The following is a 25,276-nucleotide window of genomic DNA, read 5'->3' as shown; positions in this document are numbered from 1 at the left end:
TCGCCCCTGGGGGTCTGTGTCACGTTATTTTACCAGAACATGCACGACCGCCCCCGGCGCGACGGTACCATTCAGTTTGTTGGCAGCGATCGTGGCGCTGCCGACTCCGAGGATGACCTCGGCCTTCTTACCCTCGTAAAGGTAAACCGGAAGATCTTTTACATGAAGTTCCTCATCCGAATCGTTGTAGAACGAGTAGATCTGTCCCTCGCCGGCATCCCCCACAAAGAGGTTGCAGTAGAGGTTTTTGACCTTGGTCGGATAGAGCGGAATGGGCTTGAGCCCCTGGTAGATTGCGCGGTATTTGAGATAGGTCTCTTTCCAGTGCTTGATCTCGGCGCGCTGCGCGTCGTTGAAAGGCATCCAGCGGCCGAAGATATCCTGCCAGATGACAATCGGCGCCGCGCCGAACTCGACGCGCTTGATGAGAACGTCCTTGTCCTCCAGGCGCAGCCAGCGCGAGATCACCGGCGCCAGATGGCGCGGGTTGATGAAGCGGAAGACATCGACCTCGGGCATGGGATCGGTGTACCAGAACTCATCCCACGAGGTGGTGATAAACTCGATCGGGTGCTTTTTCATCGGGTGGCTCTGCGTGGTGAGCACGAGTCCGGGTTTCACCTTGTCGAGTTTTTTGCGGTAAGAGTAGGGCAGATCTTTCATGGTGTCGAGCTGGTAGCCGTCGGCGTCGGTGTCGGCGACAATGCGCGCGAACTCGTCGCCCATGCTCTCCGTGCTCTCGTTCATGCCGCGATCCCACGGGATGTAGGGCAGAAAGACCGGCACACCCGCCGCGTGGAACTCGTCGACCGCCTTGCGCAACGCCGGCCGCCCGCCGGGGAAGTCATCGTAGAAATCCCACTGGGAGCGCTTGTCGATGCCCAGGCGCGGATACTGGTTCCAGATGGTCACGGTGTCGTAGCCGCCGAAGTCCTCGCCCTGTTTGAGCAGACTCTCGACGTCGATTTTCTGCTTTTCGTGGTCAAAGCCCTCGCTGCCGTAGAGGAATGTGAAGTTGTGTACCACGCAGTCGTTGAACCACTTGAGATCCTCGCGCTCGTACTCCGCGAAGTCGTAGTTCGCCGCCCAGTAGTCGCGGCAGCGGTCAAAGGCCTCGGGCCAGCCGTTTGAGAGGCCCACAATGCGCATCTCAACGGTGTCGTTGAAAGAGGCGTCGGGGTTGATCTGAATCTCGTGATCGCGCAGGTCGCTCTCATTGGCGATGGTGCGCAGGATGCTGTTGATGTTCTGCGCCGCACCCGTATCGGTCAGGTCACTGACCACCGGGAACTGCACCGAGAAGCCGTAGTGCTCCTCGCTGTCACAGACCACCAGAGGCAGGATGACGTCGGTGCTGTAGAAGAGCTCGCGCACCGGCAGCAGCACATTCTCCCCGTCCGGCGTCTTCACGGCGCCCGCGGGATAGTACTTCGTGTCGCGGTCGGTCATCTGCAGCTGAGCGAGAAGCGGCATGTGCAGCTTGCAGACCGACGGCACGCCCAGCTTGTAGCTGTCGTAGACCTGGTAGAGCACGGTGATGGTGTCCCTGCCGTCGTTCATCAGGTGGAGTTTGAGCTTGAGTCCCTCCTCCTTGAGCTCGAGCAGGAAGCTCGCAAGTTCCATCACCCGGTCCTGCGCCGTCGTGACATCGACAACGGTGAAGTCCCTGCTCGTGTAGTTCTTGCCGTAAATTGACAGACAGAACGCCTCGCGGCCGCAGTTCTGCTCCCCGCCGGCCTTGACGTTGGAGAGCTCCTCGAACGTGACGCCGTCGGCATAGCCGACCGTCACGCGCAGGGTGTTGTTTTGCAGAGTGATTGTCTTTTTGGCGGTGTCATGTTTCAGCATCGTCAGTCACACTCCTTTACACAGCGGAAACCGACGGTCTCGTAGCGGTTCATCGCGTCGCCGAGCTGATGGACTTTCAGATGGTAGTCGTTGGGCGTAGCGCCGCCCTCGGCATGCCAGTAGTCGGGCGCGGTGTAGTAGGAGCCGCCGCGCAGCACGATGAAGCGGTGGTCGTCCTCGTGGCCGGGAGCGTGGTCGTGCATGCAGTCGGCGGTGAACTCCCAGACGTTGCCGCACATGTTGTAGAGCCCGAAGGGAGACACGCCCTCGGGGTGGCTGTCCACCCTCTCAAGCTGCTCGCCGTAGACGTTGCAGCGGGCGTATTCCTTATTGTTGCCCCAGGGGTACTTCAGATGGGCGGGACCGGCGGCGAGGTACTGCCACTCGGCCTCGGTCGGCAGGCGCATGCCGTAGTGCTCGGCATAGGCGCGCGCGTCGTCCTGCGAGATGTTGACCACTGGCAGATCCTCCTGCCCCGGGCGGTATTTGCCGTTTTCCCAGTGCTTTAAGTAATTGACGGGATTCTTCGGCTGGTAGCCGCTCTCCCGGATGAACTCGTAGTACATCGCGTTTGTCACGCAGTACTTCTGCGCGAGCAGTGGGCCAACCGTCACGAGCTCGGGTCCGTGATTCATCTGGCAGTCGCCCTCCATGATGCGGTGCACGACGCGGTAGATGTAGCTGTCACGCTCGATTTTGACCAGTTCCTGTTTGAGCATGGTGATCTCCTCTCTCACATCAAATGGTGTCGCCGCTGATCTCAGCCGTGCCCTTGAAGTTGCGCATGCCCGCGACAAGAAGCACAACCAGCACCATGACATAGGGCACCATATTCATGATCTGCGTCGGCAGGCCAAAGGTGGACAGAACCAGCGTCATGGATGTCGAATAGCCGAAGAGTATCGCGACCAGCGTCGTCTTGAACGGGTCGGCCTTGCCGACGAGAATGGCGGTCAGGCACAAAAAGCCGCGGCCACGGGTCATGTTCTCGGTGAACATCGAAAGGCCGCTCAGCGGCAGGTAGGAGCCCGCAAGGCCCATCGAGGCGCCCATGATCAGCAGGCCGATCCAGCGGTACTTTCTCACGCTGATGCCGGCAGTCTGCGCCGCATCGGGGTTGCTGCCCACACCGCGCAGCCGCAGGCCAAAGGGCGTCTTGTACATGACGATGCCGCCGATGACCGCGAAGACAAACGCGAAGTAGACCATGCCGATGTTGTTGTTGAACAGGGTGTCAAGAATCGGAATATTCTTCAAGAAGTCAAAGGTGATGGTATTGTAGCTGACGATGGACGGGTCGGTGAAGTTGCCTCTGACACCCCAGACGGTGACGAGAAGCAGCGTGGTCAGCGCCCAGGCGCCGTTGTTGTACGCAACCGACACGATCATCGCGTTGCAGTTGAGGTGATAGACGAGGATTCCGTAGATCGCCGCGAGTACGAGACCCGACAGAATGGCAATCAGCGAGCCCATATAGGGGTTGCCGGTGAGGTAGCTGCCGTAGGCGGCAAAGAAAGCGCCGGTCAGCATGAAGCACTCGTAGGCGATGTTTCCGGTGCTGATCTTCTCGTTGAAGCAGCCGCCGATGGAGCCGATGATCAGCGGGCAGGACAGGCGAAGCGCCGCTGCGAACGTGATCGGGCTCAGACAGGTCATAACAACATCCCAAAACATTACTGAGCACCTCCCTGCATGGCAAACTGTTTGGCTTCCATTTTCTTTCTCTTTCTGTCTTTGAAGTGGTTTGCAATGCCCTCATAGTCGATCGACACGAGCAGAACAAAGATCATCTGCAGCAGGTTGACCGTCAGGCGATTGAGCGTTGTCGCACGCTCCATGGCCATGGCTCCCGTCTTGAGAGCACCCCAGACCAGCGAGACAAAGATCAGCGCGATGGGGTTGCGGTTGGAGATGTTGGCAATCATGATGCCCTCCCAACCCATCGTGGTCGAGAAGTTCGACACATAGCGGTAGTAGCCGCCGGAGACCTCGATGCCGCCGCACATACCGGCAATGAAGCCGGAGAGCACGAAGATCGAGATGAAGGTCTTTTTCACGTTGACACCGCCGGTCTGCGCAAACTTGAGGTTCTCGCCGACCTGCTTGAGCTCATATCCCTTGATGGTGTACTTGTAGATGACGTAGACCAGCAGCGTGACGCCGATGCCGATGATGAAACCGGTGCTTGACGAGGTTCCCTTGATCAGCTGCGACAGGCGCGCAGTCTTGTGGATGTTCGGCGTGGCGGCCGTGACGGTCGTGACACCGATGCTCGGCAGAACATGCCACACGACGATGTAGTCGCAGAAGAGCGTCGCGACAAAGTTCATCATCATGGTTGTGACGTACTCGTCAATGCTGAAGAACAGGCGCATGATCGCCGGAATGATGACCCAGATGACACCGGCGATACCGGCCGAGATCACGCAGAGAATCGCGTGGAGATGGGCCGGCAGCTGTACCATGTAGCCGAGGATGCCGGCGGTGACGGCACCGACATACATCTGGCCCTCAATGCCGAGGTTTGTGACGCCCGACTTGAACGCGACGATGGCCGCGGCGCCGGTCAGCAGACAGGGGGTTGCCCAGCGCAGAGTGTTGCCGAACTGAACCCTGCCGCCGAACGCGCCCTTGACGATTTCCTGTACAGCGTGAACCGGGTCCTCGCCCTGCGAGGCGATCAGAAGAGAGCCGACGATCAGAACACCAATGAACGAGAGCACGTAGCGCGCTACTCCGATTCTGAATTCGGGCCCGAAGTACTTCTTGACAGTGCGGTTCAGACCGCTCTGATTTGCTTTAGCTTGCATGGACCTGTTCACCTCCCAGCATCAAAAGACCGATCTCTTTATCCGTGAGCTCCTGGTATCTGCCGCCGTCGGAGACTTCGCCGTTGTAGATGACAAGAATCCGATCGGACAGCTGCATGACCTCATTGAGCTCGTGGCTGACGAGCAGAACCGCCATGCCGGATTTTGCAATTTCCAGAAGCTTTGCCCACACAAATTCGATGGCACCGACGTCAATACCACGGGTCGGGTCCTCGACGATGAGCAGCTTGTTGTCCTGAATGCTCTCACGGCCGACAATCAGTTTCTGGATGTTGCCGCCTGACAGACTGCGCAGTCTGTCATTCAGGCTCTGACATTTGACATTGAACTCCTTGATGACACGGCTCGAAAAGTCATTGACCTCTTTGCGGTCAAGGAAGACTTTGCTCTTGAAGCCATGGGCCACATGGTAACCCATGATGGCGTTCTCCCAGAGGGTTCCAACGCCGTTGCCGCCGGCGCCCAGACGATCCTGCGGCACATAGCCCATACCCATGCAGCGGCGCTCGCGGGAGGTCTTCTGGGTGATGTCCTGCCCGCAGAAGCGGATTTCTGCGCCGTGCTCGGGAGCACGCGCCCCGAAGATGGCCTCGACAAGCTGCTGCTGGCCGGAGCCCGCAACACCCGCAATGCCGACAATCTCACCGGCTCTGATGTCAAAACTGACATTCTTGACGCGGAGGATACCCTCCTTGTCCTTGACGCTGAGATTTTTGACCTCGAGGATCTTCTCACCCGGCTCGCGCATGACCTTGTTCGACTGGAGCATGACCTCGCGGCCGACCATCATGTTGGCAAGCTCGTTTTCGTTGACCTCGCTCGGCAGCACATGGCCCGAGATCTTGCCGTCACGCAGCACGGTGATCTCATCAGCAATGGCGAAGACCTCTTTGAGCTTGTGCGAGATGAAGATGACGGTTTTGCCCTGCTGGGTGAGAAAGCGGATTGCATCAAACAGGCCCTCAACACCCTGAGGAGTCAGAACCGAAGTCGGCTCGTCGAGAATGATGATGTCGGCGCCCTTGTAGAGGACCTTGACGATCTCCACCTGCTGCAGCATGGCGACCGGGCAGTCCTTGACCTTTTCGTCAAGCGGGATATTGAAGTGATACTTTTCGCAGATCTCTTCAATTTTCTTTCTCGACTTTTTCTTGTCGAGGAAGATGCCGAGCTTCTTCTCCTCAAAGCCCATCATGATGTTGTCGGCAATGCTCAGATCCTTGAAGAGCATGAACTCCTGATAGACCATGCCAATGCCGTGTCTTGCGGCGTCGAGAGAATCCCGAAACGCCATTTTTTCCCCATTGATGATGATATCACCGTGATCGGGTTTGTGAATGCAGGTGAGAATGTTCATCAATGTGCTCTTGCCCGCGCCATTCTCACCGATCAGCGCGTGCACGGTCCCCTTTTTCACATTGAATGTGACGTTGTCGTTGGCGACCAGTTTTCCGAATGTCTTTCGGATGTTTTTCATTTGCAGGATGTACTCGTTTTCACTCATGTCTTAAACCTGCACCTCCCTGGCGGTTGCGTTGTATTTTCTATCTGCGAATTGAGGGGAGGGGATTGCCCCCTCCCCTCAACATCAAACCTACGTCAGCAGATTATTCGCCTTCCTGGTCGAAGTTGGTCTCTCTCCACTCCTCGTAGTCGCCGGCGAAGATGTCGACGGTTCCGGACATGATGTCAGCCTTGAGCTGCTCAACTTCAGCAGCGAGCTCGTCGCTGAGGTTCTTCAGGTCGACATCCTCATAGGCATAGCCGCCGTCGTTGAGGTCGAACTCCATCGCGAACGGGAACTCGTCGCCCTCAGCCCACATGTGAGCTGTCTCATAGACCGCCACGTTCATGGACTTGATGGCGCTCCAGAAGACGATCGGGTCGATGTCGCCCTGCCAGTCGTCAACACCGATGCAGGGCAGCTCCATCTCGGCGCAGGCCTGGATGACACCGTAGCCGGAGATGTAGGCAGCCTGGATCATGACGTCCATGTCGGGGTTGTTGCCCTTGAGAGCCTTCGCGGACTCGTAGCCCTTGGTGGTATCGGACCAGTCGTTGGTATATGCCTTGATGATCTCGGTGCCGTTGTTGGCATAGTCGGCGCCGGCATAGTAGCCGTACTCAAAGCGCTGCATGATCGGGGTGTCGAGCGGGAGCATCAGGCCGACAACGCCGCTCTGAGAGGTCTTCGCCGCGACATAGCCGGCGATGAAGCAGGCCTCAAACGGGTCGATGGTGACCGCGCAGGAGTTCGGCATGGTGGTCTTGGAATAGGTGTCAAGGAAAATGAAGAAAGTGTCGGGATACATGTCGGTGAGCTCATCCTGCATGTCGAGGACGGTCTTCATGACGTCGTCGCCCTGGGTGTAGATGATGTTGTAGCCCTCGGCGCACATGGAGCGGACCTGCTCGGCCTGCTCAGCGGTCTCAAAGGTCTCGATGCACTTGACTTCCCAGCCCTCTTTCTCGAGATCGGTGAAGCCCGACCAGATCAGGTCGATGAACTCGTTGCCGCGTGCGGTGGAAGTGATCAGGCAGGCTTTGCCTGTTCCGTCTTCGCTTCTGCCGCCATCGACGGCGCCAGCGCCGCCCTGGTTGTCCGGGTCGGTCGTTCCGGGATCGGTTGTGCCGGGATCGTTCGTCTTCGGCGAGCAGCCTGCAAAGACTGCCAGCAGCAGAACGGTCGCCAACAGGAATGCGAGAATTCTTTTACTCATGTCATTTCTCCTCCACTTTTTGGATTTCGAGTTTATTTTACGGGACTCCCTGTCCCGCGAGGAACCTGTTTATACGGTCTGGCGCATGATGATGCGGTAGTCGAGCTTTCGGCTGTAGAGCGGCACGCCGTTGACGATGTTTTCGAGCAGCATCTCCGCCGCCGTGCGGCCGATCTCATAGGTCGGCTGCTCCACCGTGGTCAGCGGAGGGTTCAGGTGCTGCGACAGGTAGATGTTGTCAAAGCCGATGACTTTGACATCGCCCGGCACACTCAGCCCGTTTCGCCCGAGGACGGTCATGGCGCCCGCGGCGATGAGGTCGTTGCCGCAGACGATTCCGTCGAAACTTCCCTGCTCGAGAAGCCACTGCGTTCCACGCAGGCCCGTCTCCACATCATACTCCCCGAGGTAGATCAGGCTCTCATCCACCTTGATGCCCGATTTCTCAAGGGCCCCGAGATAGCCGAGATAGCGCTGGTTTGCGGTGTTGCACTTCGCCGAGATGTAGGCGACTCTCCGGCAACCTGAGCCGACGAGCAGCTGGGTCGCGGCGGCGGAGGCGCTTCGCGAATCAATGGACACCTTGCCGACGTTCCCATCTGCAATGGTGACGCCGCGGTCCACCATGACGACCGGCACGCTTCGAAGCAGCGCGTTGTCGTAGGAGCTCTCCTCCTGGCTGCTTGCGAAGATGATGCCGTCGATCATCTGGGAGCCGAGAAAGCGGAAGCACTCCCCCTCCCGGTCGGGATCGTCGTCGGTGTTGCAGAACACGACACCGAAGTTGTACTCTTTGGCCTTGTCTTCAATTCCCCGCGCAAGTTCCGGGAAAAAGGGGTTTGTAATATCGGGCAGGATGAAACCGATCATGTTGGAGCGGCGGCTCTTGAGGCCTTTCGCCATGGCGTTCGGTATGTAGTTGTTGCGTTTGACGACCTTGAGCACCCGTTCGCGCGTTGCCTTGGAGATACTCAAATCGTTCTTGTTGAGAACTTTGGAGACTGTCGCTGTCGAGACATTCGCCTGTTCCGCAATGTCCTTGATCGTCACTTTCACGGCTCACTCCGGTCGGGAAATCGTTTTAGGTTATCGTTTTCGTAATTGCCTGGTTCCATATTACCACGGATTTCTGCTCAGGAACACTGTTTTTTTACACAAAATAATTCTCTGTTTATTTGTCAATATCACTAATTTTGGGGTCAATTCGGCATTTTTCACTGGTTAAATTTTTAACTAAAGCCTTTTAGCAAACAGAGAGCGGACCATTTTACAAAATGGTCCGCTCTGAGATTTGATGGGAAAATATGGATTTAGGTAATGGTTTTCACTCTTCCAGCAGAGCGAGGATCACCGAGACGGCATCGCCCTGCTCGAGGCCTTTTCCGCTCACTTCCACGAGCGTGTCATCCAGTAGAACGGAGAGCCGCACCCGGACGCCCGCGGCGTCTCCCGCATCTTCGACATGGTACATCCGTCTGCCGAGAAGCTCCGCTGTGACATCCTGAGCGAGAAAGACGGGATTGTCAAAATTCTCCGCGTACTGCTGCGGCACCGAATCGGCCCAGGGTATCTCATAGAGACCGGTGTCGTAGGCTTCGCGCTTCTCCGGGTCGAGTACGCGGGCGGCGTCGTCTTCGCTCGCGGCGCGGACTCTCAGCTCAAAGGTGCCGTAGCCGCCGTCGGTGTAGAGGACATTCAGGCCATCGCTGCGCCAGTCGCGGTACCGGCGCGCCGACTCGAAGGAAAAGCCCTTCGGCGCACGCTGCGGCACAAAGCTGCCGAACCGCCCGTCGCTGCGCGCCTCGGAGAGTGTAAGCACCCGGTTCTCCCACTCGGGAATATCACTCTCCCGGAGGCTTTGCACGTCGGGCAGATTGTCGGGCAGCAGCTCGCCGAGCAGATACTCCGCCCGCCGCGCGGCGTCCTCTCCCGCGGCTCTGATCTCCCAGTGGAGGCCGCCCTGCTCAAAGCGAATCCAGTGCTCCCCACCGGTGTCGCTGCCGCACTGTACCCATGTCCCGCGATAGAGAACCGCGTCGCTCTGCTGCGTGACCCCACAGGTGAACCCCGACTGCGATACCGCGAGGCCCAGCTGCTGCTCACCCTGCGCCGCAAGGCGCAGGCAGTAAAATTCCCCCTGGCCGGTATAGCCCGCGACCGCCGGGTCAAAACTGTCTGTGAAAAGAGCGGGCAGCCCCACGGGGAAGAGCTCCTCGAGCTCCTCTCGCGAAAGCTCTCTTTCAAAGTATCCCTCCGGCGGAAGAACCCGGGCGGCGTCGGTTTCAATCGTCTGCCGCGGGAATTGCAGGGTGCCTACAAAGTCGTCGGGCACTCCCGGCGGCGCGCTCTGTACGGGGGTGCCCGGCGCCGGGTCGGCGACGGACGGCGGTTCGCTCTGTAGCCCCGGCGCCCAGAGCATCGCAAAGCTCAGCGCGAGCGCGGCGGCGAGGCCGGCGGCAGCAGGCAGCAGCGGCCGGCGCCGGCGCGGCTGAGCGGCGCCGGCCCCCTCGAGAAGTCTGCGGTGGAGCTCACCGTCCACCTCAATGGAATTCATGTATGTCACATAGGCATTGTTCTTCATGGTATCTCTCCTTCCAACTGTGCTCTGAGCCTCGCTCTCGCACGCGAGAGCCGGCTGCGGACAGTCGACTCGCGGCTGCCGGTCAGCGTCGCGATCTCTGCGGTTGAATAGCCCTCGTAGTAATACAGATGAACTACTGTGCGCTCGGGCGCGCGCAGCGCCATGACCGCTTCGAGCAGTTCTCTGCTCTCGGGCTCCGGCGCGGGATAGCTCTCGAGCAGCGTCTCCCGGCGCCGGCGCCACACCAGGCGCAGGCGGCTTTTGCTGAGGTTGATTGCCACACGCAGCAGCCACGCCCTCGCGTGGGTCTCGCTCTCAAAGGTCGGCTGCTTCAAAAAGAGCTTGACGAACGTCTCCTGCGTGACATCCTCGGCATCCTCGCGGTTTTTCAAAATCGCAAGCGCCGCGCGGTACACATGGTTTTCCTCGCGTTCGACCAACTCCTGCGCCCGCCACACAATCGCCATCGCGCCATCCCCCTCTGTTTCAAACGAATTCCGGAACCGTTTTCACCCCTTATACGCGGCGGGAGAAGCAAATGTTGCAAACCTTTGAAAAAATCTTTCGGAAGAACTTTCCGCGTCGTGTCAACTGTCTAACATACGTATGCCAAAAGGAGGCCGCCATGAGACGAAAAACCATTCTTCTGATCCTGCTCGCTCTTCTTGCCATCTCGCTCTGTCTGCTCGCTGTGTCTGGCTCTCTTCTGGGACGGCGGCCCTTTTCCAGGCTCACCGCCGACAAGATCCGCGGGGTGCATCTGACGCTTCAGCCGCCGGAGTGGTCGACCGAGCTCACCGAGCCCGCCGATCTCGAGACGCTCGCCGCGCTGCTTCAAAAGCTGCGCGTCTACCGTGAGAGCAACGGCGGCCAACACTACGCCGGGCAGCTCGTCACCTACACCCTGACGCTTCAGGACGGCACCGTGCACACGATCGGCGCGTTCACCCCGTTTCTCTTCATCGACGAGGTATGCTATGAGGCGGAATACGCCCCCTGCGAGAAAATCGTGTCCTTTGGCAGCAGCTTTCTGCCATGAACCCCACCCCGGTCTTTGACGGACAAAAGAGGAGCACACCCCAGGGTGTGCTCCTTTTCTCTCTTCAAAAATCAAACGGCCTGCTCATTTCAAAGCGCGGTGCGATGTCCACCGTCACCTCGCCCGGGCGGACACCCCGGCTCATCAGTCTGCGGCAGGTGGTCTCGAGCGCCAGCTTCGGCAGATTGTTCTTGTCCGACAGATGTACCAGCACAAAGTGCTCCGTACCGCCGCAGACAAGGCTCTCGACCACTTCGGCGCAGGCGGCGTTTGAAAGGTGACCGCTGTCCGACGCGATGCGCCGCTTGAGATAGGGCGGGTAGCGCCCCGTGCGCAGCATCTGCTCGTCGTAGTTGGACTCAATGAGGACAAAGTCGGAATTATGTAGATTCTTGGCCACTGTCTCGGTCACACAACCGAGGTCGGTCACAAGGGAGAGCTTTCGCCCGTCCGGTGAGAAAATGCTGTACCCCACACAGGCCGCCGAATCGTGCGGCGTCTCAAAGGGGTGCACATAGAGCTCGCCCGCTTCAAAGTTGCCGTCGCCGGCGAGCGCTGTGAGCCGGTCGGGCATTATGGTGCCGCTCGCGAGGACTACGGCCTCGAGCGAGGCCCGCCGGCCGTAGATGGGAACGGCCGTCTTCTCGGCGATGGCGGGCACGCCGCGCACATGGTCGGAGTGCTCATGGGTCAAAAAGAGCGCCGTGAGATCGCGCGGCTCGAGCCCGAGCTTTGCAAGCGACGTCTTCAGTGCGCGAAACGAGAGGCCCGCGTCGATGAGAATGTGGGTGTTTTGGTGGCTGACCAGCGTTGCGTTTCCGCTGGACCCGCTGCAGAGTGTGACAAATCTCAAGTTTTTGCTCCTTCTAAGAGAAAAGGCAGCCGGGGCTCTCGCCGCCCGCTGCCTGTGTTTCCTATCCGATTTTGCCGATGACCGACGGGTCGTTCACCGTGATCTTTCTGATGTCTGCGCCCACGCCGCGCAGCTTTTCCACGATTTCCTCGTAGCCGCGCTCAATGTGGAAGATGTCCTCAACCTCGGTGCGGCCCTTTGTGACGAGCCCGGCAATGACCATCGCCGCACCCGCGCGCAGATCGCACGCCTTGACCGGCGCCGGGATGAGGTGATCCACTCCCTCGAAGACCGCAATCTTGCCGTCAACCTGGATGTTCGCGCCCATTCGCTTGAGCTCATCCACATAGCGGAAGCGATTGTCCCACACGCCCTCGGTGATGATGCCGATGCCGTCGGCGAGCGTCAGCAAAATGGCCATCTGCGGCTGCATATCGGTCGGGAAGCCCGGGTAGGGCATGGTCTTGATGTTGACCCGCTCGAGCCGTTTTGCCGGATCACGGCGCACGACGATGGAGTCGTCGCCCTCCTCGACCTCAACGCCCATCTCGATGAGCTTCGCCGTGATGGATTCCATGTGCTTGGGGATAATATTGTTGATCGACACCTCGCCGCCGGTCGCCGCGGCGAGCGCCATATAGGTGCCCGCCTCGATCTGGTCGGGAATGATCGAGTAGGTGCCGCCGTGAAGCGCCTTGACGCCGTTGATCTTGATGCTGTCGGTGCCCGCGCCCTTGACATCCGCTCCCATGGAGTTTAAGAAGTTCGCGAGGTCGACGATGTGGGGCTCTTTCGCCGCGTTTTCGATGATGGTCGTCCCCTCGGCGCGCGCGGCGGCGAGCATGATGTTCATGGTCGCGCCAACCGAGACGACGTCGAGATAGATCGAACCGCCGCCGTGCAGCGTGCCCTCGGCGACGCGCGCGTCGATCAGGCCGCCCGGCTCCACCGAGACCGACACGCCCATGGCCTCAAAGCCCTTGATGTGCTGGTCGATGGGCCGCACACCGAAGTTGCAGCCGCCGGGCATGGCCACCTGCGCCTCGTGAAAGCGCCCGAGCATGGCCCCGAGCAGATAGTAGGACGCGCGCATGCTGCGCACCATGTCGTAGGGCGGCGCCATGTTCTTGATGTTGGTGGTGTCAATTTCAATGGTATTTTTGTTGATGAGCCTTACCTGTGCGCCCATCTGATACAATATGTCAACGATCTTTTTTACATCGAGTATGTTCGGAATGTTCTCAATCCGGCAGACGCCCTCGATGAGCACGGTCGCGGGCAGTATCGCCACCGCGGCATTTTTCGCGCCGCTGATCTGGATGTCGCCGTAGAGCGGTTTCCCGCCTTCAATCACATACTTTTCGAGCGTAACAATCACCATCCTAATTGTGTCCCTATACGAATTGTTATTGTATCACAGTTGACAGGCAAACTCAACCTTACTTTCCCGTCTCTACGAAAAACGCACTCCGCCGCTCACAGCGTCGATCATGCAGACCCCGCCGTCAAACGCGACCCGCCACATGGGGTGAAGCGTCGTCACGTTGAAGCCGGCGCTCTCGGTGAAGCCATAGACGAGCTCCATCTCAAGCGGACGCAGTGTCTCGCCCCGCTCGGACGCCGCCGCGGCGAGCTCCAGCAGAGCCGCCACCGAGTCGAGAAGCTCCGCCGGTTCATCGGTGAGTTCCCCTGTGAAAATCCAGGTGCCGCTGGCCTCCAAAAGCGTTCCTCCATCAAAGCGCAGAACCATGTGGCAGTCGGCAACCTCCGCGCCCGAGAGCAGCTGTGCGAGCTCGTAGACACCGCCCGCCTCATCCTGTTTGACTATAGTATAGTCTCTTTTCTCAACGCCAATACTCTGTAAAAAATTTGAAAGCGCACTCTCGCTGTCCTCGCCAAAAGAGCGGTTCGCCTCATAGCGAAAGCTGTGCTGACCGCGCACGGCGAAGAGAGCGCCGTCTCTCTCCATGATGGTCTCACCGCGTTCCAGCCGCCCGGGCGTCTGCGCCTCGTCCGTGTCGAGCAGAAGATACCCGATCTGTTTGAGACTGTCAAGGCCGCCCGCCACCCGAATGGACGAGAGCTTCGGTTTTTTCGACGGAATGGTGAAATCGTCGAGCACAAGGCCCTGGGCGCTGAGCGCTGTGCGGCCGTTTTCAAGATAGTCCCTCTGAAGATAGTTTTGCGCGTGGTAGCTGCGCACAATGTTCACCCCGAGGAAGAGATTTACCACGAGGAGAACCACAATCAAAATGGTCTTGACCTTTGACCACTCCACTACTGCTCACTCCTCTCTGCGAGGCGCGCGAAGTAGGCAAACTCCGCGCTGACGCTCTGCCGGTCAAACCGGTAGTCCGCCTCAAGGGTATACCCGGCCGGCAGACCGCCCGCTGCAAGGCCGAGAAGTTCGTCGGCCTTGTCGGGCAGGAGCTCGCTCTTGCCCGCATCGGTTTGTGTGAAGCTTCGAAAGAGCATCTGCGCCGATGTAAAATAGCCGTTTTGGTAGCGAAGCGTCACGGCGCTCTGCGACACGCCGCCGCTGACAAGCTCAAGAGAGATCCCCTCGCTGACATAGTCGAAGCAGAGCACAAGGCTGTTGTCCTGCGCGTCAAACCAGCTCTCCGTAAAGCGCAGGTCGGCCCCGTCGCCGCCCACGATGCCCGACTGGAATGAGTCGACGAACCGGTAGGCCGCCAGGAGCACCTCGTCGTAGGAGTACTCGCTGATGTCCTGCTTGCCGACATAGCGCGACACCGGAATCCCCTTGGTGATCTGAGAGGCCCGGTAGCGCAGCTCGCCCTCGGGGCTGATGCGCAGACTGCTGTAGTTTTCCACATAGATGGTCGTCCCGTCTGGGTCGGTGTCGCGGCGCAGCGTGCCGGCGTTGTAGCCGAACACCTTGAGCACGTCCTTGGAGGCGGCCGCGTTGAGCTCTCCGTCGAAGATCGGGTTTTCGATTAAAATACGCCCCGGCAGAGTGCCCTGAGCATTCGGAAAGACATACGCGCCGAGGCGTCCCTGTCCCCCGGTATACAGCGTAGCGGGCAGAAAGAGACCCGAGTCGCTCAGGCGGAGCAGATTCTGCTCAAAGCTCTCGAGCTGCTCGACGCCGCCTGTGAACTCCCACACGGCGCCCGTGCGGTCGTCCTGCGCCAACAAGCGTAAGCCGTCCTGCTCGGGCCGCAGCAGCAGATGGCGCGCACCGAGTCCGTCGCGCACCGGACGTTCGCCCCCCGAAAGCGCGGCAAGCGTATCAAAGCTCATCCATCTTCCGAAGTCGACAAGGACACCCTCTCCCTCGAGGAGCTCTTCAAACGGCGTGTCAATCTGCGCCGGCTGCCCGGCGATCAGCGTGCCGATCAGCTCCCGGATGACCGGGTAGACCTGCACCGTACTGTCGGTTGAATAGGCGGTTGAGCGCAGCGTCTCGCCGAGCAGACTCACCGAGCTCGGGTAGAGATAGCGCTCGGGCGTGTCGGTCACCTCGCTCTGGGAGCCGGGCGCATCGAGCCGCTCGGCGAGAAAGTCGAGACCGAACGCCGAGAGGACCGACTGAATCGTCTGAATGGCCGCAGCATTCCCGTCGTAGAGCCTGTCGTACACCCACAGTTTGCCCGAGAGCAGTATGGTCGACAGAATCAGCGCTATCAGCAGGGCGGTCTTTGCCGCCTCTTTACTTTTTCGCAACACTTCTCGTTTCAAATGACTCTCCCCGCGGCGCTAGATCATCCGCTGCAGTACGGGAAAGGTGAGAAAGACCTCTGTCCCCTCCCCGAGTCGGCTCTTGATATCAATGCTGCCGCCGTGGGCCTCGACCATTTCCTTTGCGATCGCAAGCCCGAGACCTGTGCCGCCGGCTGCACGCGAGCGCGCCTTGTCGACCCGGTAGAACCGCTCGAACACATGCGGCAGATCCTCTTTGGGAATGCCGATGCCGTTGTCGGTCACTTTGACAAATACGGCGTCGGCGCTCTGTTCGGCCTCCACACGGACCGCGCCGCCCTCGGGCGTGTACTTCACGGCGTTTGAAATGATGTTGACGAGCACCTGCTCAATGCGCTCGCAGTCGCCCACTACCTCGCTGACGCTGTGGTCGATCTCAAGCGTCAGCTCGACCGCGTGTTTGCGCGCGTCGATGAGCATGGCCTCGTAGACCTTGCGCAGCGACGCCTCCATCGAAAACGGCACAAAGTGCAGGTCCATCTTGTTGCTGTCGAGCCGCGAGAGCACCAGAAGATCCTTGACGATGCGCGCCATGCGGTCGGCTTCACCCGTGACCACGCTCAAAAAGCGCTCGCGCTCCTCCCCTGTGAGATCCGGCGTGTCGAGCACCGTCTCGGTGTAGCCCTTGATGTTGGCGAGCGGCGTGCGCAGCTCGTGCGAGACGTTGGCGATGAAGTCGCGGCGCGACTGCTCCAGGCGCTGTTCCTCGGTGACGTCGTGGATGATCGCCACCACGCCGCCCGCCATCTGGGCGCTGTCGCCCTCGGCGGGCGAGGCGTCAAACGGGGCAAAGTTGACGCGCAGCTTCTTCTGGCCGATCTCAAAGAGCGTGGTGAAATTTTCCGTCTGGCGCACTTTCTCAAAATCCGCCTCCGGCAGAGCCGCAAAGACCTCGCCGAACGTGCTCTCGCTCTCGCGCCAGTCCTGCCCGAGCATGGCGAGCGCCGCCTTGTTGATGTGGATGAGGACTCCCTCGCGGTCAAAGGCCGTGACACCGTCGCTGAGGTACAAAAGAGTGGTCTTGAGCTTGTTTCGCTCGCGGTCGATGTCCTCGAGCGTATCCTTGAGGACGCCCGCCATGTTGTTGAAAGTCCTTGTCAGCGTACCGATCTCGTCGCTCGACTTGACCGGAAGCTGATAGGAGAAGTCGCCCGCCGCGATCTTGCTCGCGCCATAGGTGATGTTCTCAATCGGATTTGTGATGGTCTTGGCCAGGAAGACCGAGAGAATCAGCGCGATGATCAGGCCCACAAACAGGGTCTCGATGATGATGACCACCATGACCCAGACCAGGTCGCGGATCTCCTCCTTGGTGTCCTTGATGTAGATGATGTAGCCGTCGCCCTCGCTGACAGGCCACGCATAGTCCATATAGGGGTAGGCCGCCGAGACCCGCGCGCCCGTCTCGCCGTTCATCGCGGCGAGCAGATTCGCCGACTTTGCAAGCGACTGGCCGAGGTCGGTGTTTGTCCCCGCAAGAAATCCTCCCCCGGCGTCGAGCACATAGAAATTGCGGTAGGTGTCAATGCCGAGCTGCGAGGCGTACAGCGAGATCTTCCGGTAGAGATCGTCGGCCGTGTTGACCGACGACGCCGAGCCGCGCACGATCGCCTGAAAATCGGAATCGTCAAATACGGTCTGAATCTGCTTGGTGAAGTCCTCGTGGTAGAAGTCGGTGGTGCTGTTGACGAGCACCGTGCCGACAACGCACATGACCGACAGAGTCAAAATGACCAGGATCAGCACCAGTTTTAGCTGCAGGCTGTTTTTCACAGAACTCCTCCCATCCGCGGCGGATCGGTTTCACTCACATCTCAAAGTAGTAGCCGGCGCCCCTCTTGGTCATGATAAACTGCGGCTCGGCCGGGTCCTCTTCGATCTTCTCGCGCAGCCGGCGGATCATGACGTCCACCGCGCGCAGATCGCCCAGATAGCCCTCGTAGCCCCACACGTTTGACAGCAGCTCCTCGCGGGAGAAGACCTTGCCCGGGTGTGTGGCGAAAAAGCTCAGAAGCGAAAACTCCCGGTTTGACAGCTCCACAAGTGTCCCGTTTTTTCGCGCCTCGACGCGCTCGAGGTTGATTGTCAGCTCGCGCGCCGTCACCTCGGTCGTCTGTTCGCTGCGCTCGAGGCTCTCATAGGCCACCCGGCGGATGTTCGCACGGATGCGCGCGAGCAGCTCTTTCATGGAAAAGGGCTTGGTGATGTAGTCGTCGGCGCCGAGCTCGAGCCCGCGGATTTTGTCAATCTCCTCCTCGCGGGCGGTCAGCATCAGAATGGGAGTCGTATCTCCATCGCGTCGCAGCGCTTTGAGAACCTCCCACCCGTCCAGGCCCGGCAGCATGACGTCGAGCAGAATCAGGGAAAACCGGCCCTTTCGCGCCCGCTCCAACCCCTCGGCGCCGTCATAGGCCGTCACGGTTGAAAACCCCTCCCGCCGGAGGTTGAATTCCACGATATCTGCGATGGTCTTCTCATCTTCTATCATCAAAATGACCTGCTCCACTGGTGTCACTCCTCACTGGTGTTTCTCAGTCTATTGTACCACAAACGCTAAGCGGTCATGATACATGGGGCCATATCTCCCGCCGTCACGCAGGAACTTGCTCCGCAAGGGGCATACTCCGCAAGGGGCGGGCGCCCCATAGAATGGCCGCATATGCAGTTATTATACAACAGTCGGCCGCTCTTTCTCAACTGGTATGTTCTGCGGAAAAGAGGGCGCCGCAGCGCGACGCCCTCCTGATCTGTCTTAGTAATTGACGTAATTTGTGGGATTGACCGGCTTGCCATTTTTGCGCACCTCCAAATGCAGATGCGGGCCGGTGCTGTTTCCGGTTGAACCGACCTTGGCGATGGACTCGCCCTTGGCGACCTTGTCGCCCTTTGAGACGAGCAACGTGTCGCAGTGGGCGTAATAGGTCACAAGTCCGTTTCCGTGGTCGATCTTGACCAGCTTGCCGTAGTTGCCGCTCCAGCCGGCAAAGGTCACGGTGCCGCCGTCAGCGGCGACGATGACCGTGCCGCGCTTGGCGGCGATGTCAAGACCGGTGTGGTAACTCTTGCCCCGCTTGACGCCGAAGCGCGACGTGATCGTGCCCGAGAGCGGGCGGCGGAATGTGCCGGTGGGCGCCTTGGCGGGCAGCGCCTTGGTTCCGCGAAGCTCAACCTGTGTCACAGGTTCGGAGACTACGGTGCGCGAGAGCTCGAGTCTGCTCACTTCCTCGTTGTCCACCAGGCAGACCTCAGCCTCCACCTGCGCGACGCCGTTGACGCCTTTGGTTGTCACTTTGACCTGATTCTTATAGAGGTCTCCCGTGGTCGACGAGACGACCTCGTAGGGGATGCTCTCCTCATAGGTGACGTTCTTGACCACCTTGACTGAAATTGCCGGCACCGGCTTTGCCACTGTGAGTTTCATGCCGACTTTGAGCTTCATGGGATCGACGCCCTCGTTGAGGTTGGTCAGCTCCGTGAGCTTCATATCGCACTTGGAGGCGATTTTGGAGAGCGTATCGTTTTTCTGGACCGTATAGGTGACCTCACCGACCGAAGTCGCGGTGAGCATCTGAGTAATTTCAAAGAGGGATTTTTCCTGTTTCTTCGGCAGCAGGTCGCGCTCGATGCGCAGATTCTGAATGAATTCGACGCGCTCGCCCTCGGCGCCGCTGCGATAGGAGTCGAGAATGCCGTCAAGCACGTCCTGCATGGCCGCTCCATCGCTGTTGACCGCAATGAGCTCGCCGTCGAGGTAGAGCCCATAGGACTCCGTGATGACGTCTCCAGCTTTCTCAATCATCTTGTCCTCGAGCGCGGCGTGGTCCTCCAGGAGATTTTTGTTGACCAGCGTGGTCTGAAAAGTCGGCTCAGCGTCGATGTGATGATATTCACCGGTGATGTTGGCGACATACCGCTCCACATTGAGCAGAATCTCATCGTACTGCTCCTCGCTCTGAAGAACCGCGACATTCTCCCCGTCGATGGCAACCTTGACGCCGAGCGTATAGTCTTTCGCGGAGATGATGAGCACAGTCAGCGCAGCGAGCGCCATGACCGGCGCCACATAGGAGAGGCTTCGCGCCACCGTCGCATGCAGGCACTTTTTGCGCATGGATGCGGAGAGCGGCAGAGTGATCTCCTCTTTCGGATAGCCCGAAATCAGAGAGAGAAAGGCAATGAACAGGCGCTGATAAACCGGTACGCGCGGTTCGGCGGGCGCCTGCGGCGCAGCCTGCGTCTGCGCTTCAGCCTGCACCTGCGGTGCGGCTACTTGCGGTGCGGCTTGTACCTGCGTCGCGGCAGCCGCGACGGGAGCCTGTACCGTCTTCTCCGCCGCCCTGTCGGCGGCCTTTTCGTAGACGTGGGCGTACTCGGTTTTGCTCGCGCGGTTTTCGAGCGCCGGCTGCTTTTCCTCTTCAAACAGGGTCGGTATGCGACGCTTTGCCTGATAGGTCTCGATCTTCGGCTTGCGCCCGAGCAGCACGAGAATCTGGTATTTTACACGATTCCACAGGCGCTTTGTCTTCCTGGCGATTCGCCTCAGGGTCTTTCGCTCCCACATACCGGTGCGGTAAATTACCCGGAGCGCCGTGCGAAGCACTGCGGCGAAATAATAGGAAAGCGGCTTATTGCCGTCTTTGGCTTCCGTTGGCCTGGCCTGCCTTGCATCGGCGGGCTTTTTCTTCGTGCCAGCCCTCTTTTGAGCCATGCAAACATCTCCTTTGTAAAAGGGTGGTCGCGGCGCCAGTCTCACGGCGCCCTATGGTTTTCTCCCTGTGGCGGGAGCCAATCTCTACAAGTAAGCAAGTTGTATTTTACTATAAAATCCCTCTGTCTGTCAAACCGCGGCCCTCTTTCGGCCGCTTTTAGCATGTGTGCGGCCGAATAAAATTATTCCGAATCGCGCGGCGGACGGCCGGTTGACAGGCTTACGTCACCCGTCAGATTTGAAAATTTTTCCTCGCCCGCAAGCACCGCGCCGAGGCCATCGATCATCTGTGCGGCTCTCTGCTTTGCCGCATCGTAGAGCTCAAAAAAAGTCTCGCTGTGAAGACTGCCGCCGTCAAAGGCGTCCTCCCACTGCTCCGCAAGGGCGTTTGCGTAGTCGAATTCGTCGCTCTCCACATCGGTGGGGAACATCGCCGAGAGCTCGGGCGGCATGCCCCGTCTCTTTTCAATGAACCGCGCGGCGTGCCGAATCAGCCCTGTCGGATCCCCAAACAGGGCAAAGGCCCTCTTCATATCCCGCATGGCCTCGTCGAAGAGCGCCTGCGGATAGCGCTCGCCGGTCAGGCAGGCGACGCCGTGCGCCACAGCCTGCGCAAGCACTTCGCGCTCCCCGGCATCCAGCGCGATGGTCGCGGCCATTTTGAGCTTTCCGGGCAGCTCGCCGCGCGAGCGGCGCAGCGTGATCAGATCAAGCGCAGTCTCCACGCGGCGGTGCACCGCCGTCGCATACTCCGGCGGCAGCTTCTCCCCGCGCAGGATGATGCTCTGCATCGAGAAGATAAACGGGTGCGCCGTCATATCGAGCGCATAGTGGCATAGAAAGCCCGCAAGGTACGCGCCGAGCAGAGCGCGTTCGCCCTCTTCACTGCCGCAGGCCAGCATCCCCTCGAAAAAGGCGCTGTTGGCGCCCCGGTGAATCCGCTCGTCCACCTCGTGCAGAGGGCTCTTCCCCTGCCAGGGCAGAAAGCGGTGGTAGCTCAAAAAATCCGGTCCCTGCGCGCCGAGCGAATAGACGCACGGATTCTTCTCAAGCGTATTTTTCCAGCTCTCGCCGAGCAGAGGCCGAACCTCTTCGGCGAACAGATAGTGTGTGATGTTGGACGGCACGGGACGGTTTCCTCCTCTCGGCTGCGCCGGGCCGCGCCCGAAGCGCCGAAGTGACCATGCGCGCAGAGCCCGCGCTGCACGGGTATGATCGGCCCAATCACCAGGCCGTGAAGCAGTCATGGCAAAAAACGGCCATGTTATCAGCCGTCCCGCAGGGAACGGGAGCACAAGCCCGGGTTCAATAGAATAGCCGCTTTATGGCTATTGTATCATAAGCGCAAAGCGATCATGGTACAATGTGGCCATATTTTTCAGCCGTCCCGCAGGGACTGCCCCGCAAGGGGCGAGAGCATGGCCTGAATTCCATATAATAGCCGCTTTATGGCTATTATACCACGGCTTTTCAGCCCCGTGGCCGCCTTCACCGTTTTTTTGTTGAAATTACACATTTTTTACACCCGAATCTTTCCATTTCACACAAGTTCCGATATAATATTGGGCAGCATGTGCGCTTATTACGGACCAACGGTCCGCCCAAAGGAGTGTCTGCCATGCCGCGCAGCGGTAAATTCTCCAAAGTGGAGCGAAGCTGGATCCTCTACGACGTTGCAAACTCGGCCTTTATTCTCATCGTCACGGCCGTCATCCCCATCTATTTTCGCAGCCTGACCGAGGCCGCAGGCATTGCCGATCACGAGTCCACCGCCTACTTCGGCTTCGCAACCTCGGCGGCGACGCTCATTCTGGCTCTGCTCTCCCCGATTCTCGGCGCCGTGGCCGACTATCAGGGCATGAAAAAGCGCCTGTTCTCCCTGGCGCTCGTGCTGGGACTTCTCGGCGCGGTATCGCTCGGGCTCGTCGGCACCTGGGGCAGCTTTCTGGCCGTCTTCGTCATCGCGCGGCTCGGCTATGCGGCGGCCAATGTATTCTACGACTCCATGCTCACCGATGTGACGAGCGACGAGCGCATGGACCAGGTCTCGGCTCACGGGTACGCCTGGGGCTACGTCGGCAGCTGCATTCCTTTCATCGGCTGCATCCTGCTCATTCTGACAACGCCGTTCGGTCTGACCACCACCGCCGCCACGCAGATTTCGCTTGTCATCACAGCCCTCTGGTGGGGGCTTCTGTCGCTGCCGCTGCTCAAAAATGTGCGCCAGACCCACTATTTGGAGAGGGGCAGACTCAGCGTCGGCGACGTCTTCCGCCGGCTCGGTAGGACGCTTCGGGCCATCACCCGAAACAAGCCGATGCTCTACTACATTCTCGCCTACTTTCTCTACATCGACGGCGTCTACACCGTCATCAGCATGGCCACCGCCTACGGCTCCGAGGTCGGTATTGCCGACTCCAGTCTGATTCTCGCGCTGCTGCTGACCCAGTTCGTCGCCTTTCCCTTTGCAATTCTCACCGGCCGGTACGCCTCAAAAATCGGGCCGCTGCGGCTGATTCGCATCTTCATCGCCATCTACATGGGCGTGTGTCTGTTCGCCTTTCAACTCGACAAGGCGTGGGAGTTCTGGCTGATGGCCGTCGTCGTCGGCATGGCCCAGGGCGGCATTCAGTCCCTGTCGCGCTCCACTTTCGGCAAGATGGTTCCCAAGGAGGAATCCAACGAGTACTTCGGCTTCTTCGACATTTTCGGCAAATTTGCCGACTTCATGGGCCCGGCGCTCGTCGGCTTCATCGGCATTCTGACCGGCTCCTCCCGCTACGGTATTCTCGCGCTTGTGGCGCTCTTCGCCGCGGGATTCGCGCTTCTGTGCCGGATTCCAAAAGAGACGCAGTGACAACAAAAAAAGACAGCGGGAGTCCGCGCCGGTCGGCGCGGGCTCCCGTCTGTCCGGAGGAAAATGTGAGTGATCAGGCAAGCGCCCAGGCGAGATCCATCACACGCTTGCACTCGGCGAGCACCGCCTCGGGATCGTCGCCCTGCCAGGCTTTGATTTCAAAGCTCACGACCGGACGCCTGTCTCCGCCGAGAAATCCCACGGCAAAGAGCTCGCGCAGAAACTCCGCGACCTGCTCGGGGCCCACCGCGCTGTGCGGCACGCTGAAGCGCGGGTGGAAATCGCCGTAGAGATAGTCGTCCGCCCTTCGGCAGACGGCATTTCCAATGTGGGCGTGGGTGATGTGGCCTCCCAGATGGCGAAGGCACTCGCGCGGCGTCTCGTGCACGAGCGGCAGATGGCTCAAATCCACAAGGACGCCGAAGTTGTCCCGGTCCGTCATATTTTCGGCAAGACGCGCCGTCAGCTCCGCCGGGCCGATGAGAAGCCGGTTGTGAAAGTCGAAATCGAACTGCTCCACCTCAAGAAAGAGGTCGCCGAGCCCCGCTGCGTAGTCGCACAGCTCGCGGCAGGACTCCGTGAAGAGCGCAAGCTGCTCGTCGCGGTGCGCCGGGTCAAAGCCGCCCGAGATAAAGCCGAAGCCCTCGGCGCCCATCTCATAGGCCTCGTCGATGCGGGCCTTGAGGGTTTCAACCGCGCGGCGGCGTTCGCTCCCGTCGAGGGAGTTTAAATTGATCTTCTGACCGAGCTGCTCGGGCTGTGCGGCAAAGACGAAGCCGCAGTCCGAGTGCTCGAAGAGCGCCCTCACCTCGCGCCGGATTTCCGGGTCCCTGATGTGGGCGATCTCGAGCACGGAAAAGTACGGATCTGCGAGCAGCCGCCTGACGGTCGGCACGATTCTGCTCTCGTCCGCGAGCACATCGGGATAGGACATAAAGTGCACCGTTCCCATGCGCAGGTATTTGGTCATTGCCTCTGTCATAACGCACCTCTGTATGCCGGGCCGCCCTTTCCAGGCGGCCCGGATTGTCTTATTTCAGATATTCGTCCACATTCTCGGGTGTGACGAGATCGGGCAGGATATACTGCACCGACTCAACGTTTTCACCGGCGGCGTTTGCCTCGATGGAGTCGTAGAGCGCCTTGATCATGCCCTCAATGTCGACCTTGGCCGTACCGGCCATCTTGCCGTCCTTGATCGCCTGCAGAGTGGTCGGCGTGCCGTCGTGGCCGTAGAGCAGAACGTCGGTGCGGTTTTTCGCCTGAAGAATGGGCCAGATGCCGAGGGCCATGCCGTCATTGTTGCAGTTGATGGCCTTGATTCCCGGGTAGCTGTCAAGCCAGACCTCCGCAAGGTCGGCGGCGGCCGGTCCCTGCCAGCTTCCGGTGTCCTGCACGACGATTTTGATGCGCTCGTCGGCCGAGGTCGCAATCGGATACTTCGGCGTTGCCGAATAGGTGTAGCCGAGCGCCTGGCACTCGCCCTCGGTGATGTCAATCTGGGTCTGAGCGCCGATTCCGCCGAGCATGGAGCCGATTTCAATGTCGGTGGCGTCGGGGTACTTCTCCTGCAGATCCCGGATCATCTGCTCGGTCTTCATCTTGCCGCCCTCAACCAGATTGCTGCCGATGTGGGCCACGCGCAGGCTCTCGTCGTCGACACCCGAGTGGATGGTGAACACCGGTACGCCCGCGTTCTTCGCCGCCTGAAGGCCCGCGCCGAGAGAGCTGACATTGACCGAGAACACGGCGATGGCGTCGGCGCCCTGGGTGACGGCCGTCTCCATCTGGCTGACCTGAAGCGCCGAGTCGAGATTGGCGTTGACCAGCGACACGTCATGGCCGCGGCGGGCGCCTTCGGCCAGGAACTCCTCGCCCATGCCGACGGTGAACTCGTTGTTCTGGTGGGTGATGGTGAAGACGATTTTCAGTTTCTTCTGCTCTGCGCCGGGGTCGGCTGTTCCCGGGTCGGTCGTGCCCGGGTCGGACGTGCCCGGATCAGCGGTGCCGGGATCGCTCTCGGCGGGCTTGCAGCCGGTGACGCTCAGCAGCATCATCGAAAGCATGGCGATGCTCAGCAGCACCGCAAGGACTCTTTTCGCACTCTTCATAGTCA

At 59.7% G+C, this 25,276-nt stretch carries 21 protein-coding genes; 2 read left to right on the top strand and 19 right to left on the bottom strand.

Annotated elements, in window-relative coordinates:
- Positions 1–24 precede the first annotated feature (24 nt).
- The 9 genes from H8695_RS09555 to H8695_RS09515 all read right to left on the bottom strand — a co-directional run bounded on the left by H8695_RS09555 (position 25) and on the right by H8695_RS09515 (position 10,447).
- Entirely contained in the window at positions 25–1,848 is a 1,824-nt protein-coding gene (locus tag H8695_RS09555) for a hypothetical protein (RefSeq protein ID WP_249301001.1), read from the bottom strand.
- Between the two features lie 2 nt (positions 1,849–1,850).
- Complete coding sequence (locus tag H8695_RS09550) at positions 1,851–2,585, bottom strand: SUMF1/EgtB/PvdO family nonheme iron enzyme (protein ID WP_249300999.1); 735 nt, start codon at positions 2,583–2,585, stop codon at positions 1,851–1,853.
- A gap of 1 nt (position 2,586) precedes the next feature.
- Positions 2,587–3,522, bottom strand: a complete 936-nt coding sequence (locus H8695_RS09545; RefSeq protein WP_249300997.1) for an ABC transporter permease — start codon at positions 3,520–3,522, stop codon at positions 2,587–2,589.
- The gene (locus H8695_RS09540; RefSeq protein WP_249300995.1) at positions 3,522–4,658 is read right to left on the bottom strand and encodes an ABC transporter permease; all 1,137 of its coding nucleotides are present in this window, start codon (positions 4,656–4,658) and stop codon (positions 3,522–3,524) included. Before H8695_RS09540 ends, H8695_RS09545 begins: the two co-directional genes overlap by 1 nt.
- Positions 4,648–6,183, bottom strand: a complete 1,536-nt coding sequence (locus H8695_RS09535) for an ABC transporter ATP-binding protein (RefSeq protein WP_249300993.1) — start codon at positions 6,181–6,183, stop codon at positions 4,648–4,650. Before H8695_RS09535 ends, H8695_RS09540 begins: the two co-directional genes overlap by 11 nt.
- A gap of 103 nt (positions 6,184–6,286) precedes the next feature.
- Positions 6,287–7,399 (bottom strand): BMP family ABC transporter substrate-binding protein, encoded by a 1,113-nt coding sequence (locus H8695_RS09530; RefSeq protein ID WP_249300991.1) that lies wholly within the window; start codon positions 7,397–7,399, stop codon positions 6,287–6,289.
- Positions 7,400–7,468: 69 nt separating this feature from the next.
- Entirely contained in the window at positions 7,469–8,455 is a 987-nt protein-coding gene (locus tag H8695_RS09525) for a substrate-binding domain-containing protein (RefSeq protein ID WP_249300989.1), read from the bottom strand.
- 268 nt (positions 8,456–8,723) lie between these two features.
- Positions 8,724–9,980 (bottom strand): hypothetical protein, encoded by a 1,257-nt coding sequence (locus H8695_RS09520; protein WP_249300987.1) that lies wholly within the window; start codon positions 9,978–9,980, stop codon positions 8,724–8,726.
- Positions 9,977–10,447, bottom strand: a complete 471-nt coding sequence (locus H8695_RS09515; protein ID WP_249300985.1) for an RNA polymerase sigma factor — start codon at positions 10,445–10,447, stop codon at positions 9,977–9,979. The genes H8695_RS09520 and H8695_RS09515 overlap by 4 nt, the downstream gene beginning before the upstream one ends.
- 158 nt (positions 10,448–10,605) lie before the next feature.
- Between H8695_RS09515 and H8695_RS09510 the strand changes: the two genes are divergently transcribed.
- Entirely contained in the window at positions 10,606–11,019 is a 414-nt protein-coding gene (locus H8695_RS09510) for a hypothetical protein (protein ID WP_249300984.1), read from the top strand.
- A gap of 64 nt (positions 11,020–11,083) precedes the next feature.
- Here H8695_RS09510 and H8695_RS09505 read toward each other — a convergent pair whose 3' ends face one another.
- From H8695_RS09505 to H8695_RS09470, 8 genes are all read right to left on the bottom strand, one after another.
- Positions 11,084–11,872: an MBL fold metallo-hydrolase gene (locus tag H8695_RS09505; protein ID WP_249300982.1), complete on the bottom strand. Its 789-nt coding sequence runs from the start codon at positions 11,870–11,872 to the stop codon at positions 11,084–11,086.
- Between the two features lie 61 nt (positions 11,873–11,933).
- Entirely contained in the window at positions 11,934–13,253 is a 1,320-nt protein-coding gene (gene murA, locus H8695_RS09500) for a UDP-N-acetylglucosamine 1-carboxyvinyltransferase (protein WP_249300980.1), read from the bottom strand.
- 72 nt (positions 13,254–13,325) lie between these two features.
- Positions 13,326–14,150, bottom strand: coding sequence for a hypothetical protein (locus H8695_RS09495; RefSeq protein WP_249300978.1), 825 nt, complete (start codon positions 14,148–14,150; stop codon positions 13,326–13,328).
- Positions 14,150–15,574 (bottom strand): hypothetical protein, encoded by a 1,425-nt coding sequence (locus H8695_RS09490; protein ID WP_249300976.1) that lies wholly within the window; start codon positions 15,572–15,574, stop codon positions 14,150–14,152. The genes H8695_RS09495 and H8695_RS09490 overlap by 1 nt, the downstream gene beginning before the upstream one ends.
- Positions 15,575–15,592: 18 nt before the next feature.
- Complete coding sequence (locus tag H8695_RS09485; RefSeq protein WP_249300974.1) at positions 15,593–17,368, bottom strand: ATP-binding protein; 1,776 nt, start codon at positions 17,366–17,368, stop codon at positions 15,593–15,595.
- 34 nt (positions 17,369–17,402) lie between these two features.
- Positions 17,403–18,101 carry a response regulator gene (locus H8695_RS09480; protein ID WP_249300972.1) on the bottom strand — a complete coding sequence of 233 codons (699 nt, stop codon included), beginning with the start codon at positions 18,099–18,101 and terminating at the stop codon, positions 17,403–17,405.
- Positions 18,102–18,347: 246 nt separating this feature from the next.
- Complete coding sequence (locus tag H8695_RS09475) at positions 18,348–20,303, bottom strand: LysM peptidoglycan-binding domain-containing M23 family metallopeptidase (RefSeq protein WP_249300970.1); 1,956 nt, start codon at positions 20,301–20,303, stop codon at positions 18,348–18,350.
- 182 nt (positions 20,304–20,485) lie between these two features.
- Positions 20,486–21,430, bottom strand: a complete 945-nt coding sequence (locus tag H8695_RS09470; protein WP_249300969.1) for a zinc dependent phospholipase C family protein — start codon at positions 21,428–21,430, stop codon at positions 20,486–20,488.
- Positions 21,431–21,921: 491 nt separating this feature from the next.
- On the opposite strand from H8695_RS09470, the gene H8695_RS09465 reads away from it, so the two are divergent.
- Positions 21,922–23,160 (top strand): MFS transporter, encoded by a 1,239-nt coding sequence (locus tag H8695_RS09465; RefSeq protein ID WP_249300967.1) that lies wholly within the window; start codon positions 21,922–21,924, stop codon positions 23,158–23,160.
- A 73-nt stretch (positions 23,161–23,233) separates the two neighbouring features.
- Here the strand turns inward: H8695_RS09465 and H8695_RS09460 are convergent, their stop codons facing one another.
- The gene (locus tag H8695_RS09460; RefSeq protein ID WP_249300965.1) at positions 23,234–24,130 is read right to left on the bottom strand and encodes a sugar phosphate isomerase/epimerase family protein; all 897 of its coding nucleotides are present in this window, start codon (positions 24,128–24,130) and stop codon (positions 23,234–23,236) included.
- Between the two features lie 61 nt (positions 24,131–24,191).
- On the bottom strand, positions 24,192–25,271 hold the full coding sequence (locus H8695_RS09455) for a sugar ABC transporter substrate-binding protein (protein ID WP_249300963.1): 1,080 nt from the start codon (positions 25,269–25,271) through the stop codon (positions 24,192–24,194).
- Positions 25,272–25,276: the final 5 nt, after the last annotated feature.

Origin of the sequence: Feifania hominis, from assembly GCF_014384765.1 — a bacterium.
Lineage (GTDB): Bacteria > Bacillota > Clostridia > Oscillospirales > Feifaniaceae > Feifania > Feifania hominis.
This window is presented reverse-complemented; position numbering and strand designations above follow the sequence as displayed.